At 72.7% G+C, this 21,780-nt stretch carries 18 protein-coding genes and 1 riboswitch; of the genes, 2 read left to right on the top strand and 16 right to left on the bottom strand.

The genetic code is table 11. The features are described from left to right. Nucleotides 1-9 precede the first annotated feature (9 nt). Both DFJ69_RS11475 and DFJ69_RS11470 read right to left on the bottom strand, forming a co-directional pair. The gene (locus DFJ69_RS11475; protein WP_147312272.1) at nucleotides 10-1,032 is read right to left on the bottom strand and encodes a P-loop NTPase family protein; all 1,023 of its coding nucleotides are present in this window, start codon (nucleotides 1,030-1,032) and stop codon (nucleotides 10-12) included. A gap of 8 nt (nucleotides 1,033-1,040) precedes the next feature. Then, entirely contained in the window at nucleotides 1,041-2,783 is a 1,743-nt protein-coding gene (locus DFJ69_RS11470) for a hypothetical protein (RefSeq protein ID WP_116022466.1), read from the bottom strand. A 483-nt stretch (nucleotides 2,784-3,266) separates the two neighbouring features. On the opposite strand from DFJ69_RS11470, the gene DFJ69_RS11465 reads away from it, so the two are divergent. Next, nucleotides 3,267-4,754 carry a DUF4407 domain-containing protein gene (locus tag DFJ69_RS11465; RefSeq protein ID WP_170177616.1) on the top strand — a complete coding sequence of 496 codons (1,488 nt, stop codon included), beginning with the start codon at nucleotides 3,267-3,269 and terminating at the stop codon, nucleotides 4,752-4,754. Between the two features lie 46 nt (nucleotides 4,755-4,800). Continuing rightward, nucleotides 4,801-6,441 carry a protein kinase domain-containing protein gene (locus DFJ69_RS11460; RefSeq protein WP_116022464.1) on the top strand — a complete coding sequence of 547 codons (1,641 nt, stop codon included), beginning with the start codon at nucleotides 4,801-4,803 and terminating at the stop codon, nucleotides 6,439-6,441. A 33-nt stretch (nucleotides 6,442-6,474) separates the two neighbouring features. Here the strand turns inward: DFJ69_RS11460 and DFJ69_RS11455 are convergent, their stop codons facing one another. The 14 genes from DFJ69_RS11455 to DFJ69_RS11390 form a co-directional block, all read right to left on the bottom strand. Beyond that, nucleotides 6,475-7,479, bottom strand: a complete 1,005-nt coding sequence (locus DFJ69_RS11455) for an ABC transporter ATP-binding protein (protein WP_245974259.1) — start codon at nucleotides 7,477-7,479, stop codon at nucleotides 6,475-6,477. Between the two features lie 157 nt (nucleotides 7,480-7,636). Then, nucleotides 7,637-8,677 carry a FecCD family ABC transporter permease gene (locus DFJ69_RS11450; RefSeq protein ID WP_116022463.1) on the bottom strand — a complete coding sequence of 347 codons (1,041 nt, stop codon included), beginning with the start codon at nucleotides 8,675-8,677 and terminating at the stop codon, nucleotides 7,637-7,639. Beyond that, nucleotides 8,674-9,873, bottom strand: a complete 1,200-nt coding sequence (locus tag DFJ69_RS11445; protein WP_116022462.1) for an ABC transporter substrate-binding protein — start codon at nucleotides 9,871-9,873, stop codon at nucleotides 8,674-8,676. The genes DFJ69_RS11450 and DFJ69_RS11445 overlap by 4 nt, the downstream gene beginning before the upstream one ends. A 136-nt stretch (nucleotides 9,874-10,009) precedes the next feature. Then, nucleotides 10,010-10,152, bottom strand: a riboswitch (cobalamin riboswitch). A gap of 66 nt (nucleotides 10,153-10,218) precedes the next feature. Next, nucleotides 10,219-11,358 (bottom strand): esterase-like activity of phytase family protein, encoded by a 1,140-nt coding sequence (locus DFJ69_RS11440; protein WP_116022461.1) that lies wholly within the window; start codon nucleotides 11,356-11,358, stop codon nucleotides 10,219-10,221. 226 nt (nucleotides 11,359-11,584) lie between these two features. Further along, nucleotides 11,585-12,496, bottom strand: a complete 912-nt coding sequence (locus tag DFJ69_RS11435; protein WP_116022460.1) for an ABC transporter substrate-binding protein — start codon at nucleotides 12,494-12,496, stop codon at nucleotides 11,585-11,587. Next, a complete protein-coding gene (locus tag DFJ69_RS11430) occupies nucleotides 12,496-13,632 on the bottom strand; it encodes an LLM class flavin-dependent oxidoreductase (protein ID WP_116022459.1) in 1,137 nt (378 codons plus the stop codon). Before DFJ69_RS11430 ends, DFJ69_RS11435 begins: the two co-directional genes overlap by 1 nt. After that, nucleotides 13,622-14,545 carry an LLM class flavin-dependent oxidoreductase gene (locus tag DFJ69_RS11425; RefSeq protein ID WP_116022458.1) on the bottom strand — a complete coding sequence of 308 codons (924 nt, stop codon included), beginning with the start codon at nucleotides 14,543-14,545 and terminating at the stop codon, nucleotides 13,622-13,624. Before DFJ69_RS11425 ends, DFJ69_RS11430 begins: the two co-directional genes overlap by 11 nt. After that, entirely contained in the window at nucleotides 14,545-15,588 is a 1,044-nt protein-coding gene (locus DFJ69_RS11420; protein WP_116022457.1) for an ABC transporter substrate-binding protein, read from the bottom strand. The genes DFJ69_RS11425 and DFJ69_RS11420 overlap by 1 nt, the downstream gene beginning before the upstream one ends. Before the next feature lie 21 nt (nucleotides 15,589-15,609). Next, nucleotides 15,610-16,314, bottom strand: a complete 705-nt coding sequence (locus DFJ69_RS11415) for an ABC transporter ATP-binding protein (RefSeq protein ID WP_116022456.1) — start codon at nucleotides 16,312-16,314, stop codon at nucleotides 15,610-15,612. Beyond that, nucleotides 16,311-17,150, bottom strand: a complete 840-nt coding sequence (locus DFJ69_RS11410; RefSeq protein ID WP_116022455.1) for an ABC transporter permease — start codon at nucleotides 17,148-17,150, stop codon at nucleotides 16,311-16,313. The genes DFJ69_RS11415 and DFJ69_RS11410 overlap by 4 nt, the downstream gene beginning before the upstream one ends. After that, nucleotides 17,147-18,205, bottom strand: coding sequence for an NrtA/SsuA/CpmA family ABC transporter substrate-binding protein (locus DFJ69_RS11405; RefSeq protein ID WP_116022454.1), 1,059 nt, complete (start codon nucleotides 18,203-18,205; stop codon nucleotides 17,147-17,149). Before DFJ69_RS11405 ends, DFJ69_RS11410 begins: the two co-directional genes overlap by 4 nt. 130 nt (nucleotides 18,206-18,335) lie before the next feature. Next, nucleotides 18,336-19,733, bottom strand: coding sequence for a glucose/sorbosone family PQQ-dependent dehydrogenase (locus tag DFJ69_RS11400; protein ID WP_116022453.1), 1,398 nt, complete (start codon nucleotides 19,731-19,733; stop codon nucleotides 18,336-18,338). A gap of 51 nt (nucleotides 19,734-19,784) precedes the next feature. Continuing rightward, on the bottom strand, nucleotides 19,785-21,035 hold the full coding sequence (locus DFJ69_RS11395; protein WP_116022452.1) for a sensor histidine kinase: 1,251 nt from the start codon (nucleotides 21,033-21,035) through the stop codon (nucleotides 19,785-19,787). Then, entirely contained in the window at nucleotides 21,032-21,688 is a 657-nt protein-coding gene (locus tag DFJ69_RS11390) for a response regulator transcription factor (protein ID WP_116022451.1), read from the bottom strand. The genes DFJ69_RS11395 and DFJ69_RS11390 overlap by 4 nt, the downstream gene beginning before the upstream one ends. Nucleotides 21,689-21,780: the final 92 nt, after the last annotated feature.

Here is a 21,780-nt window from a genome sequence, read left to right as displayed (position 1 = left end):
GCGCCGCTCCTAACGGTTGGTCATCCGGCCGAGCCACAGCAGCGGCTCCAGGACGTTGATCGGGTGGATGTCGCCGCGGATGGTGAACTCGTCCCTCTGGTTGGGGTGGGGCACCACGTTCTGGAAGTTGGCGGCCCGGAACCGGGTCGCCGACTGCCCCACGTAGAAGCCGATCGCGGAGGTCGCGAAGTACCGCACCCGGCTCTCGTGGAACGAGGCCCGGATCGCGTCGTGCACCATCACCGCGCCGCGCGTCGGGGACAGGTTGCCCAACTCGCGGAACAGCGCCTCGACCTTGTCCTCCCGGACCCGGGGGAACAGGAACGGGTCGGACGGCTCGGGCACCAGGTAGCCGCGCTTGTAGGCGGTGTGGAAGACCTTCGGGTCGTCCAGCTTGGTGATGCAGACGGCCAGGTAGTGCGGCAGGTGCATGCCGTCGATGGTGCCGTTGCGGGCGGCCCGGAAGACGATGTTCTGCAGGGCCCACTGGAAGTGGCGGAACTCGTCGCCGTTCCGGTTCTCCCGCAGCGGGTCGTACAGGTAGATGATGCCGTCGCAGTCGGCCAACTGGTCGATGAGCTGCTCGGCGTCGCCGCCCGACTCGTTCTTGGCGTCGTCGAAGTCGATGTCGATGTCGTCGCCGTCCGTGTCGTCCTCGGTGGTGCCCTTGAACAGACCGCCGGCGGCGTCGATCATGTCGAGCTGGAAGTGCAGCGGAACGGTCTCGACCCGCTTGCGCCAGCCCTTGGTGACGGTCTGCTCGGTGGTACCCATGACCGTCCAGCTCAGGTTCTGGATGCCCTCGGTCTTCTTGGGGAAGCGGCGCTCCAGGGTCAGCGCGTCGGTCTTCTCGGTGAGGAAGTCCACCGACTCCTGGTCCACGCCGACGATGTTCCACCGTCCCTGGCTCTGGGTCACCGCGACGTACAGGGACGCCAGGTAGGTGGTCTTGCCGCTTCCCGAGGCGCCCCACAGCCCGATCTTGGCCATTCTGGTCACGGGCAGCACGCCGGGGTTCGGTCCAGTGCTCACGGTCAACCTCACTCGTCGTGGTCCGGCAGGGGGAACGCCAGCCGGCCGGATTCGGGGGGAACGATCTCGGCGGCGGTGGCGAGCTTGCGGGCGTCGGTGCGTTCCAGCCGCAGCAGCGCCGTCCGGCCGAGCCGGCGCCAGGCCGTGGTCAGGTGCTCGGCCGAGTCGAGCACCACGACGCGCGACAGTCCGGGACGGTCCTCGATCCGGCGGAGCAGCGACTGCCAGTCGTGCTCGCGGGGGCAGGGCAGCAGCCCGTCGGGGCCGTCCCGGGCCGGGTGCGGGGGTCGGTCGCCGAGGATCAGCAGCATGACCCTGCGCCCCCGGTCGATCCGGCCGATGCCCTTGGCGGCGAGGAACAGCGCGTCCTCGACGGGCGCCGCCGCGATCTGGTCGGTCCGCACCGACTCCAGCCGGGCGAGGGTGTCCAGCGCCGCGGCGGGCGGGGCGAGCCATTCGCCCTGGACGACGTCGGCGTTCTCGCCCTCCAACCGGAAGTCGTGCCGTCCGTAGCCGAGCACCGCGACCCGCGCCCGACCCTGCTCGGGGAAGGAGTCCCGCAGCAGCGCGACGAAGTCGGCCGCGAGCCGTCGACGGGCCTCCAGACCGGTGCCGCTCTGGTCGATCAGGCACACCACGTCCACCGCGGTGATCTCGGGAACGAGCCGGGTGGGCAGCGCCTGCATCAGCTCCGACCAACGCCGGTGGTCGGGCGCGACCCCTTCGGGCTCCACGAACTTGACCTGGCCCGCGCCCTCCAGCACGGCGCGCACCCGGTGGCGTCCCGGGGGGAGCCGGGCGGAGCCGATCGACAGCACGCGGGGCCCGTCGTCGCGCCAGGTCGCCACCGCGAACACGGTGCCGTCCTCGTGCGGGTGCACGCAGCGCACGGTCATGCCGCGCTCGGTGCCGACCGGGTCGCCGGCGGCGAACAGCGGGGCGCTGCGCGGCAGCACCCGACCGGTGGCCGGGTCCAGCTCGACGACGATCAGCTCCAGCTTGGCGCGCAGCGGCAGGGCGGCCACCGCGTCGCCGACCACCGTCTCGACGTCGACGCCGCTCAGTCGGGCGGGTGCGGCGGGCATGCCGCGCGGGCGCAGCGAGATCAGCGCCCGTTCGGGGACCGGCCAGCCCGGCGCGGTGCAGATCAGCTCGACCCGGTGACCGGCCGGGACGCGGACCATGGCGGCGAGGTTGCGGTCCAGCTCCTCCCACAGCCGGGACCGGTCGACGCCGCCCAGCCCGCCCGCCAGCCGGAACCGGAACTCCCCGGGGGACTCGGCGGCCAGCATCGGCACCAGCGTGGTCCAGGGCAGCACCGGCCACCGGCGGGAGCGCGGCATGCCGAACCGGTCCAGCCCGGCGAGGGTGAGGGTGATCCCCTCGTCGCCCGCCTCGATGAGGGTCAGCCGTCCCTGGTCGGGCAGCGCGGCGAGCACGGCCTCGACGCGGGCGCGGAACTCCTCGGCGGCCTCGGTGTCGACGGCGGCCAGTCGCCGCGCGACCGCCCACTCGTCCTCGGAGGGCCGTTCGCCGCGGATGTACGGCAGGTGGCGGCCGTCGACCGGGGAGATCCGGGCGGCGGCGACCGCGTCGAACAGGCGTTGGGCGGCGTGCAGCCGCTGCTCGTACGCGGCCGTGGGGGTGCCGGGGGGCGGCGGGAGCCAGCCGCACTCGGCGCAGGAGGGGCCGGGGTCCTGGGGGACGAAGCACACCGGGCAGGGCGCCGGGTCCCGCTGATAACGCGACATGGGCGATCCCTCACCTTCTGCGGCGGCTCGGGGCGAGCGTGCCGGGGTGTGCAGCGAATGGACGACGAAGGTGGGAGGTACGCGAGGCCGGAGGAATCCGGGAAATCGGATGTCAGGTTCCCTTGTCTCCCGTGGGCCGACGGCCGATGACAGGCAACTCACCGGTAAGGGATTGTACTGACGGATAGCACGCCGCTTTGTGCATTTCGACACAAAGCAAGATCGGTGGTCGCGGGAGCATGGTGGGGCTCCCCCGCTGCCCGGACGACCCGCCGTGGCCGGATCCGGCCACCCTCCTCCAGTGCCGGAACGGCCCTCCGGACCGTCCGAGTAGGGGAGGATCCGGAGGCCGCGAGAAGGGTGCCGATCCGCTTTTATGGCGACAACCTTCCGCGTACTCTCCATAACGGGACGGCCGGGCCGGGTCTCCCGACGAGCGTGCGGATCTCGCGGGCCGCCGGCCGACATGTACGGGAGAGCTGTGTGAAGGACCTTCTGGTTTGGCTTTCTGGTGCGCGTAAGGACCTGCTCGCACTGGCCCCCGGCGACCGGCCGAAATATGTCGGCATCGGCAGCGCCATCCTGCTGACCGGGTCGATCGCCGGCATCGCCATGGCGTTCGCGCTGGACAGCGCCGTGAAGGTCGCCACCCCGCTGGCGGTGCTGTTCGGGCTGGCCTGGATGGCGGGCATCATCCTGCTGGACCGCTGGCTGGTCGCCTCGATCCAGCGCGGGTCCCTCTGGCAGAACGTGTTCACCGCGGTGCCCCGGCTCGCCCTGGCCGTGCTGTTCGGCGTGGTCATCTCCACCCCGCTGGTGCTCCGCATCTTCGAGCCGGAGATCGCCGCCGAGATCGTCCGGATCCACCAGGCCGACGCCGACCGGTTCCAGCAGGAGCAGAAGACCGGCGGGGTGGGCAGGGAGGTCGCCTCGCTGACCGCCCAGCGCGACGCCCTGCAGAAGACCATCGGCACCGGCGGCGACGCCCCCACCAACCCCGAGACCGACCCCACCATCATCGGCCTGCGCAGCCAGCTCGCCGCCGCCCAGAAGACCAGCGACGCCGCCTACGACAAGCTCCAGTGCCAGCTCTACGGCCCCTGCAAGCCCACCGGTCCGGGCCCGCTGGCGCAGGCGGCGCAGCGCGCCTACGACACGGCGCAGTCCCAGGTCAACAAGATCAACGGGCAGATCGAGACCCGCAAGCAGCGGCTCGGGGCCAACGACGCCCAGAGCCGGCAGCGTCGGGTGGCCGACGCCGAGCGGGCGCTGCCCGGCGTGCAGTCGCGGCTGGACGCCCAGCTCAAGCGGCAGAAGGTCCTCCAGGACTCGTTCGACTCCCGGCAGCGCAACTCCGACGGGCTGCTCATCCGGATCGAGGCGTTGGACCAGCTCTCCGCCACGGACTCCTCGATGCGGACCGCGCACCGGCTCCTCATCGGCGTCTTCACCGTGATCGAGATCCTTCCGGTGCTGGTCAAGCTGATGATGCTGGCCGCCCCCCGGAACACCTACGAGAAGATCGTCGAACGGCAGGAGCGGGAGGAGCTCGCCCGCGCCGACATCGCGATCCGCTTCGCCGGCGCCGGCGGCCAGGAGACCACCTCGGTCGACGACGAGATCCGCGCCCTCTGGGGCATGCCGCAAAGCTCCGAACCGGACCCCCCACCGGCCAAGGGCACCGCGCCGCTGCCCCCGAAGGGCGACTCCGGGGCCGAATGGCAGGCCCCCCCGGAGGAGCCCGCCAGCCCCTACCGCTGGGACGCCGAGCAACTCCAGAACATGCCCGACACCCACGTCTACGGCAGCGACGAGGGCGACCCCGACTTCGACGCCCCTCCGCCGCCCCCCGGCCCCGGTCCCGGCCCCTGGGCCAACGGGAGCGCCGGCACGACACGGCACGACGGCCCGCCGCCGCCCGCCGCCGATGACGACGACACCGACCGGCTGCTGGAGTTCGACGACGACTGAGCGGGCCCCGCCCGCACCGCAGTGATCGACCGTGGGGAGAACGTGAGTGGCGGAGCATCCCGGCGACGGCCGGTTCGAGCGGCTCAGCAAGCTCGGCGAGGGCGGCATGGGGAGCGTCTGGCTCGCCTGGGACCGGGGGCTCGAACGCCGGGTCGCGCTCAAGGAGATGCGCACCGGGCTGCTGACCCCCCAGGGCAGGCCGCTGGTGTCGCCCCGGCGGGTGCTGCGGGAGGCGCGGGCCGCCTCCCGGCTGCGGCACCCCAACATCGTGCAGATCCTGGAGCTGATCGAGGGCGCGGACGGGCCCCTGATCGTCATGGAGTACGTCGAGGGCCCGTCCCTGGCGCACTGGATCGAGGAGCGGCCGCAGTCCCTCACCGAGGTCAAGGCCGCCGAGATCGCCCGGGCGGTCGCGGACGCGCTGATCGTCGCGCACGCCGAAGGGGTCGTCCACCGGGACGTGAAGCCCGCGAACATCCTGATCGAGCGGCCGACCCGCAAGGGCGACCCGTTGGGCCCGCGCGTCCGACTGATCGACTTCGGCAACGCCGCCATCGAGGGCTACCAGGTGACCGCGCACAGCGCCCTGGTCGGCACCCTCGGGTTCGTCGCCCCCGAGCGCTTCACCGGGCGGTCGGGGCCCGAGGGCGATCTGTGGTCGTTGGGCGTCACGCTCTACCAGGCGGTGGAGCACCGGCTCCCGTTCCAGCGCGAGCAGGAGGCGGAGGTCATGTACGCGCTGTTGAACGAGGAGCCCGACCCGCCCTCCCGGGCCCGGCTGGTGGCCCCGGTGATAGGCGGGCTGCTGCACAAGGACCCCGACCGGCGGCTCGACGCCCCCACGGCACGCGACATGCTCACCCGACTCCTCGCCCCGCCGCCCCGCCCCACGCCGCACCCGGCCTCCGCGCGGCCGGAGCCCCCGGCGGCCAAGCCCATCGAGCCCATCGGGCCCGCGGAGCCCGCCCAACCCACCAGGGCCGACCTGCCCTCGTCGCCGTCCGCGCCGAGCGGGTTCGCCGCGATCGTCGCCGGCAACCCGAAGGAGGCCGTCCATCTGCTGTCCCAGCAGGGCCCTCGGTCTGCGGCGCAGGTGCTGGACCGTCTGGCGGCCGGGTCGGACGCGGCCGTCACCGTCGTCACCGGGATGAGCCGGGCCTTCGCCGCCGAGATGCTCGGTCACGCCCGGCCCGACACGGCCGCGGCGGTGCTCCGGCGGCTCGCCCCGAGGGTGGCGGCGCTGCTGCTCGCCCGGGTCCCGGCGGGGGCCGCGCCCTCGGTGCTGGCCGCGATGCCCGCCGACGACCAGGGCACGATGCGGATCGTTCAGGCGCTCACCGGCGGTCGGACGGCGGCGCGGCTGCTCAACGACCTGGCCGCCGACCAGGCCGTGGCGCTGCTGGAGCCGCTGGAGCCTCCGGTGGTCGCGGGGGTGCTCGCCGGGATGAGCCCCCGCCGGGCCGCCGCCGTCCTCGACCGAGCCCCGTCGGACGTCTCTCGCGCCGCCGTGCTGATCCGCGAGCTCCCCTCCGAACGCACGGGCGGCATCCTCGACCAGATGGAGCCCCGCCGAGTGGCCGAGATCATGCTGGTCGTCCCCGCGCACGCGCCCCGGCTTCTCACGAGCATGAGCCCCCGCCAACGGGCGAAGGTCATCGACCACCTGAACGACGGGCCCCGGCCCTGAGCTCGTCGCGGACGGTCTCGTGACGCGGTCGGCCTACGCGATGTCGGGTCGGCGGGCCCAGTCGGTGAGTTCCGCCAGGGTGGCGAAGCGTCGGGTCGTACCGTCGAGGACGGCCTCGTAGGCGTCGCCGTCCCACGTCACGGTCAGGTCGGCGGGCCCCGCACCGCCGGTACGCCAGCCCTCCCGGGCCAAGGCCCGTTCCAGCAGCGGCCGGTGCAGCCCGTCGGCGGCGATGCGGGCCGTGCCGGCGGTGCCGCCGCGCAGCACGAAGACCCCCGAGGCCGCGTCGAACGACAGGCCGCCGCCGTCGAACGACGCGGAGATCGCGCCGTCCAGGGCGAGCTGCTCGGGCGTGCCGCAGCGCAGCGCCCCGGCCGGGTCGATGAGCCAGACCCGGTCGGCGATCCGCAGTGCCAACTCCAGGTCGTGGGTGGAGACCACCACGACCAGGGAGCGTTCCCGCGACAGCCTCCGCAGCAGCCCCATCAGCGCGACCCGCGACGGGACGTCGAGGAACGCGGTCGGCTCGTCCAGCAGGATCGCCGTCGGCTCCTGCGCCAGGGCACGGGCGGTGAGGACCCGCTGACGTTCGCCGTCCGACAGCTCGATGACCGGGCGTTCGGCGAGGTGCGCGGCGTTCACCGCCTCCAGCGCCCAGGAGACGACCGCGTGATCGGCCTCCGCCAACCGCCCGGTGAACCCGGTGTGCGGATGGCGTCCGAGCGCGGTCAGCTCCCGCGCCGTCAGCAGCGCCGGAGCGTCCCGTTCGGTCAGGACGACGGCCAGTCTGCGGGCCAGCTCCAACGGGTCGAACGAGGTGACGTCCCTCCCGTCGAGCAGCACCTCGCCGTCCAGCGCCGGCTGCAGACCCGACAGCGTGCGCAGCAGCGTCGACTTACCGGTCCCGTTCGGCCCGATCAGAACGGTCAGGTCCCCGGGCCGCGCCACCGCATCGAGCCCGGCCAACACCCGACGCGGGGCCCGGCCGCGCCGCCCCGGATAGCCGACGGCGAGGCCGCGCAGCGCCACCCCCTTCACGGCGTCATCCCGATACCGGCGGCATGGTCGCCGGGCTGCGCGGGTTTGGCCGCCGGCGCGGTCCGTTCGCGCGGGGCCGGCTCGCCTACGGCGCCGCCCTGATGCCGGTGGTGCGGTGACCGGGGCTGCGCGGTGGTGGCCATTGGGGCGGGCCCGTTCACAGGGACATCCCGGCGCGGGCGGTGCGGCTGCGTAGCAGCACGGTGATGACGACGGGGGCGCCCAACACCGTGGTCACCGCGTTCAGCGGCAGGACGGACCCGCCGCCGGGAGCCTGGGTGGCGACGCAGCAGATCAGCGACACGGTGCCGCCCAGCAGCATCGCCCCCGGCAGCAGCACCCGGTGGTCGGCGGTGCCGAGCAGCAGCTTCGCCATGTGCGGCACGGCCAGGCCCAGGAACGCCACCGGCCCGCAGTAGGCGGTGACCGAGCCGGCCAGCACCGACGCCGTCAGCAGCGTGACCGTGCGGACCCGGCGCACCCGCACGCCCATCGTCCGCGCGTAGCCCTCGCCGAGCAGGAGCGCGTTCAGCGGCTTGACACCCACGAGGGCGGCGACCAGCGCGGCGCCGCACACCGGGGCGAACAGCGCCAGGTCCGCCCACGTCGTGCCGGTGTAACTGCCGAGGCTCCAGCCGATGAACTGCTGGGCCCGCTGCGAGTCGGCGTACGCCAGCATCACCGTGATCAGCGAGGTCGTCGCCGAGCCCACCATCACCCCGATGATCAGCAAGGTCACCACCGACCTGACCTGCCGGGACAGCGCCAGCACCAGCCCGAGCACCGCCGCCGCGCCCGCCGACGCGGCCACCACCACCCCGGCGCGGCCGAGCCCCGCGAGCCCGGCCGTGAACGCGCCCGCCAGCCCGCCCCAACCGGTCACGACCAACGCCACGCCCAGGCTCGCGCCCGAGCTGACGCCCAGGATGTACGGCTCCGCCAGCGGGTTGCGGAACAGCGTCTGCATCTGCACGCCCGCCACCGACAGCGCCGCCCCCGCCAACAGCGCGGTGACCGCCCGGGGCAGCCGCACCGACCAGATGATGACCTCGGTCCCCGGGTCCGCGCCGGCCGTTCGCAGGAGCGCGGGGACGGCGCGGACCGGTGAGATCGCCGTCGATCCCAGCGCGACGGCCAGCACGAACGCGACGGCCGCCGCGCCCACCAGCGCGGCGAGCACGAGGGCCCGCCGGGTCACCGGGTGAGACGCCGGTAGAAGGTGAAGGTGTGGCCGGGGGACAGTTCCGGGTGCAGCACCGCGACGAGGTCCGCCAGGATCAGGTCGGGACGGCCGACGCCGCGCTCGTAGAAGTCGTTGCCGCCGCCGGGGCCCAGCACCTTGTTGATCGACCACACGTCACCGGACGTGAAGGCGGCGAACTCGGCATGGCGGGGGTCGGCCTTCGTCACGTCCGCGAGGGTCTTCCACTCGTTGACCTGGGGCAACCAGATCTTCGCGCCCCGCGCCTTCGCGAGGACCGCCTCCAGGTCGAGGGTGGCGCTGCCGGTGCCGGGCGTGGCCGCCCAGGCGTGCGTGCCGCCCGCGTCCTTGATGAGGCGGGAGGTGAAGCTGCCGCCGTTCGGCACCGCCCACTGGCCCTGGAACATCTGGCCCGGCAGCACCGTGACCGGGCTCGCCTTCGCGGCCTTGGCGACCAGGGCCCCGTAGTCGGCCGCGACCTTGTCGAACACCCGGGTCGCGGTGGCCTCGCCGCCGGTCAGCGCGGCGACGAACTTGATCCACTCGGCGCGGCCCAGCGGGGTGGCCTCCTGCCACTCGGCGTTCGCGAGGATCTTCACGCCGGCCTGCCGCAGCGGCCCGTACGCGCGGTTCTCCCGGCCGTCGGTCATCAGCACGTCCGGCCGGGCGCCGATCACCTTCTCGGTGTCGACCTCCTCCCCGGTGACGCCGCCGTACTCGACCACGGTGCCGGCCTTGACCAGGGCCCGGACCTGCGGGGAGGTGATCAGCCCGGCGGCGGCCACGCCCTTCAGCCGGTCGAGTGCGCCGAGCTCGGTGAGGAACGGCAGGTGCGTCGTGGACCCGGCGAACACCTTCGCCACCGGGGTCTCCACCGTGACGGCCCCCGCCAGCGGACCCGTCAGCGCCGGTGCCGGGGTACCGCAGCGAACGAGCACGTACGTCTCGGGCTTGACGCCGGGTGAAGGCTGCTTGACCGTGATGACCTGGTAGTTCTTCGCGTACCGCAGGGTGAAGTTGGAGGCGTGCCGGACGGTCTGCTTGACCGGGAAGTAGTCCTCGGCCGGGTCGAAGTCGCCGACGCAACGGTCACCGGCGGCGGCCTCCCCGGGGTCACCGGAGTCGCCGCCGCACGCGGTGAGGGCGAGCAGAAGGGCGACCAGGGTTCCGGTCAACGGCCGTGACATTCCCATGCGATGTGCTCCTGGGGACTGGCCGGGGACGCCGTTCCTCGACGGCGGGCCTCGGCGGGCGGGCGGGCCGGATCTCCCCAGAGCGTTCGTCCTCTCCGGGGAGATCCGCCCCAACGTGCAGAGGAGGCGACCGCGTGAGTCTCTGGCTCTCGGGTCGATGCTCGCCCCGGCCGGACCATCCCCGCCTGCGCGGGGAGAACTTGCTCGGTCAGTGGCTTCGTTGGGATCCGCTCGCCGATCACAGTGGCGGGACCGCACCGGATTCGCACCGGTTTCCTCGTCCGCCGTCACCTTCGCCGGCCATCCTCGCACACCGCCCGAACCGGACGAACGGTGCCCCAAAGGTCAACAGGCCCCGGGGCCTCGGGTGGCGAAGGCGAGGAACTGCGTGACCTCACGGGTGTCGAAGTTGTCGTCCGACCCGACCACGAGGGTGCACTCGCCGCTCAGCAGGCGCGGCCCCCAGGCCAGGCTCTCCAGGTTCTGCACGGGCCGGTGGGACCGCCCGAAGTCGTACACCAGCCGCTTGGTCACGGCGCGGTAGGGCGCCCCGGAGGCGAGCGCGTCGCGGCGCAGCACGTCGGTGGCGCCCCGCAGGTCGATCTCGTACAGCTTCACCACGTAGTCGACGCCCTGGATCCACGACCGCTCCAGCGCGAGGTACCGGTGGTCGTCGATGGCGAGCAGCTCCGAGACCCCGCTGTCGGTGGCGCCGTCGGCCGGGATCGGCGCGGCGGGCAGCGGGTCGATCGGGTACGCGTACTGGCCCTCCACCTCGCCGTCGCGGTCCCACACGGTGAGGCGCGCGGGCGCGCCGTGCTGAACGGTCGGGGGCGTCCCGTCCTCGTACCGGGGGCCCTCCACGATCGCGGCGATGCTGCGGGGGCCGACCGCCAGGCCCTCGAACCCGAAGTTGCGCCGGGGCCCCTGCTCGGTGTCGGTCATCCGCAGGTTGGCGGGCAACGGCAGGTCGCCGCCGTAGCGCCCCGCGCCGTCCGTCCACCGCACGAACAGCCCGGACACCGGGATGCCGGGCTGCGACGCGGAGGGCCGGTCGCCCTCGTGCCCCCACAGGAGCCGCCGGGTGCGCCGGTCGAAACGGATGGTCTCCGGGTCGGCCGACTCGGGCAGCCCGTACCCCGGATACGGACTGCCGTCCGGCCGCAGGAACGTGGTGTGCCCGGTGACGCGCGCTCCCGTGAACGCCCCGGTGACCCGGTTGATGTCCAGCCGCCCGGTGTAGAACCGCGCGGGGTTGTACCGATGCCTGTCGTCGGAGATGAAGTACCACGTACCGGTCCGCGGATCACGGTCGATCCCCGACAGCCCACCCACGACCGTGCCCTCGAAGTCCATCTTGTGCGGCAGCCGTTGCTCACCCAGGAACCGGGTGATCCGCACCCCGTCCCGAGGCGCCGCCTCCGCCGTCGCCGGAACCTGCACACCCGCCAACCCCGCCACGGTCGCGAGGACCCCGGCCGCCATCGCCTTACCCGACCTGTTCCGCACGGCACCCCATTCGTCGATCTTGTTCGGCGACTCACCGTAACTTCAAGATCGCAACACGTTCAATCACGCGTTCAACCGAGCGGAACGAAGCCCCCGGACGCGCCACAAAGCCCCAGGTCAGGGCCAGGGGCCGGCGTACGGCACCGACGGCCCTCGGACCGGACGGGGCGGGTCGTCCGGGCCGAGGGCGAGAAGGCGGGGCTCAGTGGGCGGGGGCGACCAGTGTGGCGAGGTCGGGGAGGACGGCGTCGGCGACGGTGACGTGGCGGTCGACGAGGCCGTTGGCGTGGAAGAGGTCGGCGGCGCGTTGCTGTTCGGCGACGAACTCGTCGGTCACCGGGCGGAGGCCGAAGGGGCGGCGGCGTAGGGCGTTCGCCCAGGCGTCCACGGAGCCGCCGTCGTCGGCGGCGAACAGGGCGGCGGCCTCGCGGGGGTTCTCGCGGATCCAGGCGTCGGACTCCTGGAGCGCCGACACGATCGCGGCCAGCTCGTCGCGGCGTCGTTCGGCGAAGTCGCGGCGGGTGAACCACAGGGACCGGTGGCTGAACAGGCCGTCGGTCTCGACCAGGGTCCGGACGGAAGCCTCCGACTCGACGCGGCTCAGGTGCGGGTAGGAGCCGACCCACGCGTCCACCTTGCCGTCGAGGAACAGGTCGGCGGCGTCCGGTCCGGCGTCCACCGGCTCGATGTCGTTCCAGGTCAGGCCCGCGCCGTCGAGCGCGAACAGCAGCAGCGTGGTCTGCCAGGAGCCGTGGCCCAGGGCGACGCGGCGGCCCTTCAGGTCGGCGGGCGAGGTGATGCCGGAGTCCTCCCGCGCGATCAGGCGGCCGTTCTCGTGCCGGGGGCCGGAGATCGCGACGTACGCGATGTCGTGGCCCTTGGCCTGCGCGGTGACGGGCGGGGTGGAGCCGGTGCCGATGAAGTCGTACCCCCCGTCGAACAGGTGGTCGCCGTGCAGCGTGGGCAGCCCCTCGGTGGGGGCGGGCCGGTCACCTGGGGGGAGCGTGCGCAGGTCCACCCATTCCACGTCCGGGATGGTGCGTTCCAGGATGCCGCGATGCCGCAGCACCCACAGGGAGTTGTTGCTCGGGAAATATCCGACTCGCAGGGCCATCAGAGGGTTCCTTTCGCGGTGGTGACGGGGACGCGCAGCAGGGGGAGGACGTGGTCGCCGACCCGGAGGGCCTCCTCCAGGTGCGGCACGCCGGCGAGGATGAACGCGTCGACGCCGAGCGCGATCAGCTCGTCGAGGCGGGCGGCGACCTGGCGGTAGCTGCCCACCAGGCCGAAGGCGGGGCCGCCGCGCAACAGGTGGAAGCCGCCCCAGACGTTGGGCTGGACCTCCAGGTCGCGGTATCCGGTGATCTTCCCGGTGACGAACGACCGGCTGCGCTGCCACCCGATGGAGTCGCCGGTCGCGTCCTGCAGCACCGACGGGTCGACGTTGGACCAGCCGCGCCGGATCTCGTCCCAGGCGGCCTCCTCGGTCTCCCGCGCGAGGACGTCGATGCGGACGGCGAACCGAGGCGAACGGCCCACGCTGTGCGCGCGGACCTGGTCGAACTTCTCCGCCAAGGGTTCGAACGGCTCCAGCCACGACAGGTAGTGGTCGGCGTGCCGTCCCGCCGCCCGGATCGCAGCCGGGGAGGAGCCGGAGAAGTAGATCTCCGGGAACGGCTGCCCGACCAGATGGTCCGGCAGCCCGGCACCGGCGACGCGGTAGAAACGCCCGTCATGGGAGAACGGCCCGCCCGCCCACACGCCCTTGACGACGTCGAGGAACTCCGAGGTCCGGGCGTACCGGTCGTCGTGCGCGACCTTGTCGCCCCACCAGAGTTGGGCGGGTCCGCCGCCGCCGGAGATGATGTTGTAGACCACCCGACCGCCGGTGGCCCGCTGGAGGCTCGCCGACATCCGCGCGGCCTGCACGGGATGCAGGAAGCCCGGCTGGAAGGCGATCATGAAGCGGTAGGTGGTGGTCTCCCGGGCCAGGCTCGCCGCCGCCGCCCACGGGTCGTCGGTGTTGGGGAACGACGGCAGCAGCCCGCCGACGAACCCCGCCAGCTCCGACGCCCGCGCCACGTCGGCCATGTGGTCGAGGTAGCCGTAGCCGTCGCGTTCGCCGTTCCGGAGGCCCGGGGCGATGCCGCCGGGCGCGATCGGGGCCCACTCGCCCCGGCTGGCGACCCGCCTGCGCAGCGACGGCTGGTCGCCGTGGGTGCCGATCCTCCAGTAGATGTCAACCGGCATGCGCCGCCTCCTTGGCCAGCAGCGGGAGAAGGTGCTCTCCGAGCCGGTAGGTCTCCTCGACGTGCGGCTGAACGTCCAGGACGAACGTGGTGACACCCCGCTCCGCGAATTCCCGGAGCCGCGAGGCGACGGTGGCGTAGGAGCCGACGAGGCCGGGCGGGTCGGCGGCGATCCACTGGCGGCGGGCCTCGTCCCACGCCTCGTCGTCGTCCTCCCGCACCAGCACCGGCAGGCTCAACGCGTACGTGATGTCGCGGTCGCTCGCCTCCAGTTCGGCGATGGCCGAGTCGAGGTCGTCCTCCAACGAGAACACGTGGACGTCGGCATGTCGGGCCGACAGCAGGAGCGCCTCCGGCGAGGTGCCCGACAGGTGGACGCGGGGGAACTCCCCATCGGACAGTGGAGAGTCGAACCCGCCCTCCAGCACGTCGTAGAAGCGCCCCTCGAACGTGTAGCCGTCCTCATCCCAGACGCCCTTGGCCACGGTGAGGAACTCGTCGGCCCGTGCGTACCGGGCCGGACCCTCCAGGAAGTCGCCCTGCGCCCGCGCCACAGCCGGGTCCAGGTCCACGTCGAGCCGCCAGTCGAGCCGGTTCGCGGAGAACCGCTGGAGCGACGCCGACACCTTCGCCGCGTACACGGGCGTGGCGACGGACGGATGGAACCCGGCCACCACCCGCAGGAACCGGCTGCCGCGCAGCAAGCCCGACGCGACGACCCAGGACTCCTCCCCGACCGGATCGAACGGCACGTACGCACCGCCGAGCCCGGCGATCTCCGCCGCCCGCCCCACCTGCGCCAACCGGTCGTACGGCCCGTACGCGCCCGGCCTCAGGTCGGTGACGAACCCCGGCAGCGCCCGGTGCCCGCCCCGCTCCCGCGTGGGAACGGTGATCAGAACGTCGACACCCATCAGACCACCGCCGCCGTCCGTGCGGCGGTCGTCCGCTCGGCGGCCAGCCGCTCGCGGGCGAGGCGGAGCGGCTCCGGGGCCGCCCACGCGTCGAGATCCACGTCGTCGGCGAGGAAGCCGTGCCGCAGCAGGAAGTCCTTCTGGATCCGCAGCAGGTCGAGTCGTTCCGTCGACAGGTCGGGGTGCAGCCGGCGGTGGAAGTCGCCCCGGTAGGCGACGGCCACGCCGCCCGCGCCCGACCGGGTCTCGCGGGCGAGGATGTCGCGGACCTCGGCCGGGTTCCAGGCCGCCCAGTCGGCGGCCCGCAGGACCTGCGTGAGGAAGCCCGTCACCAGGTCCGGCCGGTCGCGGAGCAGCTCCTCGTGCACGGTGATCGGGCGCGGGGTGCCGTTGTTCACCCGGGTCCGCGGATCGGGATGGGTGTCCAGGTCCACCGCGACGACCGCGCCGAACTCCGACGCCTGCTCGGCCGCCCGCGCGCCCTTCACGTACACGGCGTCCACCGTCCCGGCGGCCAACTCGGCCAGCCCCGGCCAGGTCAGGGTCCGCGCGTGCCGCCCCACCGAGGGCGACAGCGTGGCGGGGACCTCGACGAACGAGACGTCGTCCAGGGTGAGCCCGGCCGGGCCCAGGGCCCCCTTGATCCCGTGCAAGGCCATCGCCCGGGGGAAGCTCTTGGCCCGGCTCTCCGCCCATGCGGGCAGCGCCACCCGAGCGCCGCGCAGCCCGGCCGCGTCGATGATGCCGGAGTCGGGGCGGACCAGGATCGACTGCCACTCCTCGATCCAGGTGAGCCCGATCAGCCGTGTCGGGGCCCCTTCCGATCGGGCGGCCAAGGCGGGCACGTTGCCGCCCTCTCTGAACAGGCCGACGAGCCGATGGTCGAAGTGATGGTGCGCCAGCGCGGGCCCTTCGTCCTGGAGCACGCCGACGCTCAGCCCGTTGCCGGCGAACTCCTCGGTGAGCCAGCCCAGGTTGTGGGCGAGGCCGCTGGCGGTGGGGACGGGGCAGCGGGTGAACCAGATCCGGTTGAGGGACGACATCAGGGGGACCTCCTCGGTGATTCAGTGGGGGGTGGGCACGACGCCCAGCCGGGTCAGGAACGTCCGCCGGTGCTCGGCGAAGGAGGGATGGTCGTGGTCGCGGGGTCGCGGCAGGTCGATGACGCGGTCCTCGACGAACGCGCCGTCGCGCAGCACCGCGACCCGGTCGGCCAGTCGTACGGCCTCGTCGACGTCATGGGTGACCAGCACGACGGCGGGCCGGTGCCGGGCGCACAGCTCGGCGACGAGCTGCTGCATCTGGAGCCGGGTCAGCGCGTCGAGGGCGGCGAACGGCTCGTCCAACAGCAGGAGCTGCGGGTCGCGGACGAGGGCGCGGGCCAGGGCGACGCGCTGGGCCTCGCCGCCGGAGAGCGTCGCCGGCCAGGCCCGCTCGTGCCCGGCGAGCCCGACCTCGGCCAGCGCCCGACGGCCGTTCCCGCGGGCCGAGCGGGGGAGCCCCAGCGTGACGTTGGCCAGCACTCGCCGGGACTGGACGAGCCGGGGCTCCTGGTAGACGGTCGTGCGGCGGCGGGGCACCAGGACGGTGCCGTCGTCGGGCCGCTCCAGCCCGGCGAGCACGCGCAGCAGGGTGGTCTTGCCGGTGCCGCTGGGCCCCAGCAGGACGAAGAACTCGCCGCGTCGGATGTCGAGGTCGACACCGTCCAGCACCCGCCGGCCGTCGAACGCCTTGGTCAGCCCGCGGATCCGCACCGCGAGGTCGCTCATCGGGCCGCCACCTGACCGCGCCACGGCATCGCGACCCGTTCCAGACCGCGGATCGCCAGGTCGATGACCAGCCCGAGCACCGCGTAGATCACGACGCACAGGACCATGTAGTCGTTGCGGTAGTACTGCTGCGCCAGCGTCACCAGGTAGCCGATGCCCTCGGTCGCGCCGATCTGCTCGGCGGCGATGAGCGCGGTCAGCGACACCGCCATGCTGATCCGCAGCGCCATCAGGATGTTGGGCAGCGCCGTCGGGATGACGACACCCAGGGCCAGCCGGGGCCCCCGCAGCCCGAACCCGCGCGCCGCCTCCACCACCTTGCGGTCCACGCCGCGCACGCCGAGATAGCAGTACGCGTACATGGGCCCGGCGGTGGCGACCGCGATCAGCACGACCTTGAACGTCTCGCCGACCCCGAACCACGAGATGAACAGCGGCGACAGCGCCAGGAACGGCACCGCGCGCTTCATCTGCATGACCGGGTCGACCAACTCCTCGCCCAGCGCCGACAGCCCGGACAGCACGCCGAGCAGCAGCCCGACGCCGCCGCCGACGAGCACGCCGAGGAACGCCCGCCGTGCCGACGCCAGCAGGTAGTCGGTGAGCTGGCCGGTCTCCGTGAGCTCTCCCAGTGCGCCGAGGACGGCACCGGGACCGGCCAGCACGTCGGGCGAGATGAGCCCGCTCGCGGACCCGTACCACCAGGCGAGCAGCAGCAGGAGCGGCACGCTCGCGCGGAGGACGACCGACAGCCAGGGCGGCCGGCGGCGGACGCCCAGCCGACCGGGCGGGCGCAGCTCGGTCACCGATGCGGTGGCCTCCTCGGTGAGGGTCACGGCGTCGGCACCCCGCTCCGGGCCAGGTCGAAGATGACGTCCTGGGGCCGTACGTCCACCTGGAGCACGCCGTACTTGCGGAACACGCCGTTGACCGCCGTGACGTACGCGCCGTCGGCGGCGACGGCGTAGCGGGGCCCGTTCTCGTACCGGGCCTTGTCCAACTCGACCTGGAGCCGGGGGCCGCTGACCGCGGTGGGGCCCTTGTCGAGGAACACGTTCTGGAACTTCTCCGGCGAGCGCCGCTGCTCCGCGTACAGCTCGCGGAGGACGTCCACGTAGACCCGGACGGCCTTGGGGTGCCGCTGGAGCAGTTCGGTGCGGGCGGCGATGATGCTGAGGTCCTTCTCCGGCAGGTCCCGGCCGTGCACGAGGACGCGGGCCCCCTTGGCGACGACCTCCGGGTACGCGCGGACGATGGCCCACCAGGCGTCGACCTTGCCGGTGGCGAACGCGGAGGCGGCCTGATCGGGGTTGAGGTGGACGCGCTGGACCCGGTCGACCGGCACCCCGGCCTCCTCCAGGGCGAGCAGCAGCAGGTACTCGCCGCGCCCGCCCTTGTTGACGGCGATCCGCTTGCCGACGAGGTCCTTGAGGGAACGGGCCGGGCTGTCCGGCGGGACGACGAGCCCGTCGGTGTGCGGGGCCTTCGGGTCGGTGACCCGGTCGCTGAACGACACGATCTTGATGTCGTCGCTGTTGGCCAGGTAGCCGAGGACGGGCGAGATCGCGCCCTCCAGCACGTTGACCGAACGGGACCGGACGGCGTCGATGGTCGCGGTGAACGAGGCGTAGGTGCCGCCCCACTCGACCCGGGCCCCGACCTGCTTGAGGCGCTTCTCCAGGATGCGTTCCCGCTTGGCGTAGGCCAGGGGGCCCGCGTTGCCCGGGTCCTTGAGCTTGATGACGGCGGGGACGCGGCCCTGGGAGGAGCCGCCCGCCCCTCCGGCCGCCGCGTTGGAGCCGCAGCCCGCGGTGGCCCCGGTGGTGGCCATGGCCGCCATGCAGGCGGTGAACGCGAGGGCGGGGCGTCGGCGGTCGAAGGAGAGCGACATGGTGATCCCTTGATGCGGTATCGATGCGGTCGGGGTATTTCCTATAATTTAGGTAGGAATACTCCAAAGTCAAGCCCGGTACGTCGAAGGGCCCCGGAGCGGCTCGCCCCGGGGCCCTCACCAGCGCGGATCAGGGTTTCAGCGGGACGGCGAGGATCGCGCCGGGGTGCTGGAGGGCGGTCGTCGGAGCGCCGAGCGTGTCGCGGGTGATGCCGCCCGAGTCGGTGGCGATGAACACCGTGCGTCCGTCGGGGCTCACCGCCGTGTCGCGGTACCGGTCGATGGTGCGCGCCACCTGGCCGACGTGCGCCACCGAACGGCCGTCCGCCGTCAGCCACAGGCGATAGAGCGTGCCGTCCTTCAACGTGGGCATCAGCAGCGAGCCGCCGGGGCCGTGCCGGTGCGCGTACGCCTCCAGGCTCGCCGGTGCGATCGTGGGCCAGCAGACGTAGTAGAGCCCGCCCTCGGCGCACTTGGGGTCGCGGAAGTCGAAGCCGCTCGGCACCGTGTGAAAGGTCTTGACGGGCGGCACGAACCGCCAGGAGTACCAGTCGGTCTCCTTGGCCGTGGGGACCGGCGCGGGGATCCGATAGTCGCTGTAGGTCAGCGACGCGCACGGAACCTCGCGCGACGCCGACCAGTTGCCGTAGACGTACGCCTTGTCGTCGCGGTGACCCACGACATGGGGCCAGCCGTAGTTGCCGCCGCTGCGAATGATATTGATCTCGTCGTCGGTCTTGGGGCCCTGTTCGGAGGAGTACAGCCGGCCCTGATGATCGAAGTCCAGGCCCTGGGCATTGCGATGGCCGTAACTGTAGACATGGCTTCGCACGCCGCCCAGTCGCGGATTGTCTCCGGGAATGGATCCGTCGATGTTGAGGCGCAGCACCTTGCCCTGATACGCCGTCCATCTCCGATCACGGACCTCCGCCTCGGTGGGGAGGCGCTGCGCGAGATTGGGGCGACAGTAATAGGTGAGCTGATTGGCCCCCTGATCGCCGATCGTGTAATAGAGCTTGCCGTCGGGGCCGAACGTCAACCGCGCCGACTGATGGTCGACCGAGGAGGCCAGCCCGGTGATGACGTCGAACGGGCGATGCAGCCGCCGACCTGCGCGGTCATAGGTGTATCGGACGATCTTCGTGCGGAGGCGGCGCCGGCCGGAGTCGTAGGTGTGGGCCAGGTAGACGTGGTCGTGCCGACGATCCTTCAGCAGCGCGGGATGGAGCGCCATGCCCAGCAGCCCGTCCTGCCCGCCCTTGGTGTGCACCGCGTCCCGGACGGTGAGGAGGGTCGTCTTCGCCCCGGTCCTCGGGTCGATCCGCAGCACCCGCCGGCCGCTTTTCTCCGTCGTCCAGAGAAAGCCGTCGGGCCCCCAGGTGATCTCATAGGGATCGGCCAGCCCACTGGTCACGACCCGCAGCCCGGGAATCGTCGACGGACCGAAATCGGGCCTCGGAACATCGGCGCTCGCCGACAACGGAATCAAGGCGGGCACCACGGCCAAGGCGATCGGGAAACGACGCATGCGCCGCTGATACCCAGGCCCCTCGGCGCACAACCCCCATCGTGGGCCAAGTCAGGAAAGCGCCGGCACCGGAGATTCCACGCACTCCGGCAAGGTCACCGTGACCCTCAGCCCGCCCCCTTCGTGCGGCCGGGCGGTGACGTCCCCGCCGTGCGCCCGGGCCACCGACCGGACGATGGACAGCCCCAGCCCCGCCCCCTTGGCGGTGACGAGCCGATCGGCGTCCATCCGCCGGAACGGCTCGAACAGCGCGGGGATCTCGTACGGCGGTACCACCGGTCCGGTGTTGGTCACCTCGACCTCGACCGTGCCGTCCTCCCGCCTGCGACTGGCGATGTCCACTCGGCCGCCGCCCTCGTTGTTGTGCCGGACGCCGTTCTCCACCAGGTTGTGCACCAGCCGTTCGAGCAGCAGCGCGTCCCCGATGGTGACCGCCTCGGCGGCGCGTTCGCGCACCGTGACACCCGACCGTTCCGCCTCGGCGGAGGTCTGCGCGACCACGTGGCCGACCACGTCGGCCAGGTCCACCGGCAGCGGGTCCCTGATCTCGTTCTCCGAACGGGCCAGCAGCAGCAACCCGTTGATCAGCCGCTCGTGCCGGGAGTTGATCTCCAACAGGTTCTCGCCCAGCCGCCGGACGTCCTCGGACGCCGACGAACGGTGCATGGCCAGCTCCACCAGCGCCCGGCCCAGCGTCAGCGGTGTCCGCAGCTCGTGCGAGGCGTTGGCCACGAACCGGCGCTGGCCGTCGAAGGACCGGTCCAGCCGTTCGACCATCGTGTCGAAGGCGGCGGCCAGGTCCTTGATCTCGTCGTCGGGGCCCTCCAACGCGATCCGCTCGTGCAGCACCCGGTCGGCGGCGGGCGCGGCGGCGATCCGCCGGGCCGTCTCGGTGACGCGGTGCAGCGGCACCAGCACCCGCCCCGCGACCAGCCAGCCGAACGCGGCCGCCGCGCCGCCCACGACGACCAGCGCGATCGCGCCCTGGGTGAGCAACGAGGTGGTCGCGGCCTCACGCAGCTTGGCGTTCTGCTCCCGCATCAGCCGGTCCATATCGCCGATCGGCAGGGAATCCCCGTTCGTGCCGTACAGCACGCCCTGCGGGGGTGCGGCCGTCCCGGCGGGAAGCGGCTGCCCGGTGCGGGCCAGGACCTTGACGGTCTCGCGCCCGAACTGCTGGCTGAACAACGCGTACGTGGCGCCCAGGAACACCACTCCGGCGACGAGGAACAACCCCCCGTAGATGAGGGTCAGCCGGGCCCGCAGGGTGATCCGGCGCGGCAGCAGTCGGCGAACGTTCACGGGATCCGATACCCCACTCCGGTGACGGTCTCGACGAGGGACGGGTCGCCGAGCTTACGGCGCAACTTGTAGATGGTGAGCCGGACGGCCCCGGTGAACGGGTCGGCGTGCTCGTCCCACGCCTTCTCCAACAGCCGTTCGGCGGACACGGTCGCCCCGTCGGCGCGCATCAGCTCGGCGAGCACCGCGAACTCCTTCTTGGCCAGCGGCACGTACCGTTCGCCCCGGAACACCTCGCGGCGCGCCAGGTCCAACGTGAGGCCCGCGCGGCGCAGCACCGGCGGCACGGCCGGGCGGGAGCGCCGGCCGAGGGCCTGGACGCGGGCGGCCAGCTCGGGAAAGGCGAACGGCTTGGTCAGATAGTCGTCGGCGCCCAACCCGAGGCCCGCGACCCGATCGGTCACCTCGGCGGCGGCGGTGAGCATCAGCACCCGTACCGGCGAGCCCGAGTCCACCAGCTCACGGCACACGTCGTCGCCGTGCACGGCGGGCAGGTCGCGGTCGAGCACCACCACGTCGTAGTCGTTGACCGCCAGCCGTTCGAGGGCGGTGTCGCCCTGCAGGGCGATGTCCACCGCGTGCGCCTCGTCGCGCAGCCACTCGGCGATCGCGTCCGCGAGCATCGGCTCGTCCTCCACCACCAGCACCCGCATCGGCCGCCTCCTTCCTCGGGGAGGCCCATGATCCCCCAAGCCCCGTTTCCTTTCCGTTAGCCGCCCACCAGGGCCGGGACCGCCGCACGGGG

The sequence above is a fragment of the Thermomonospora umbrina genome (assembly GCF_003386555.1).
Taxonomy (GTDB): Bacteria; Actinomycetota; Actinomycetes; order Streptosporangiales; family Streptosporangiaceae; genus Thermomonospora; species Thermomonospora umbrina.
This window is presented reverse-complemented; position numbering and strand designations above follow the sequence as displayed.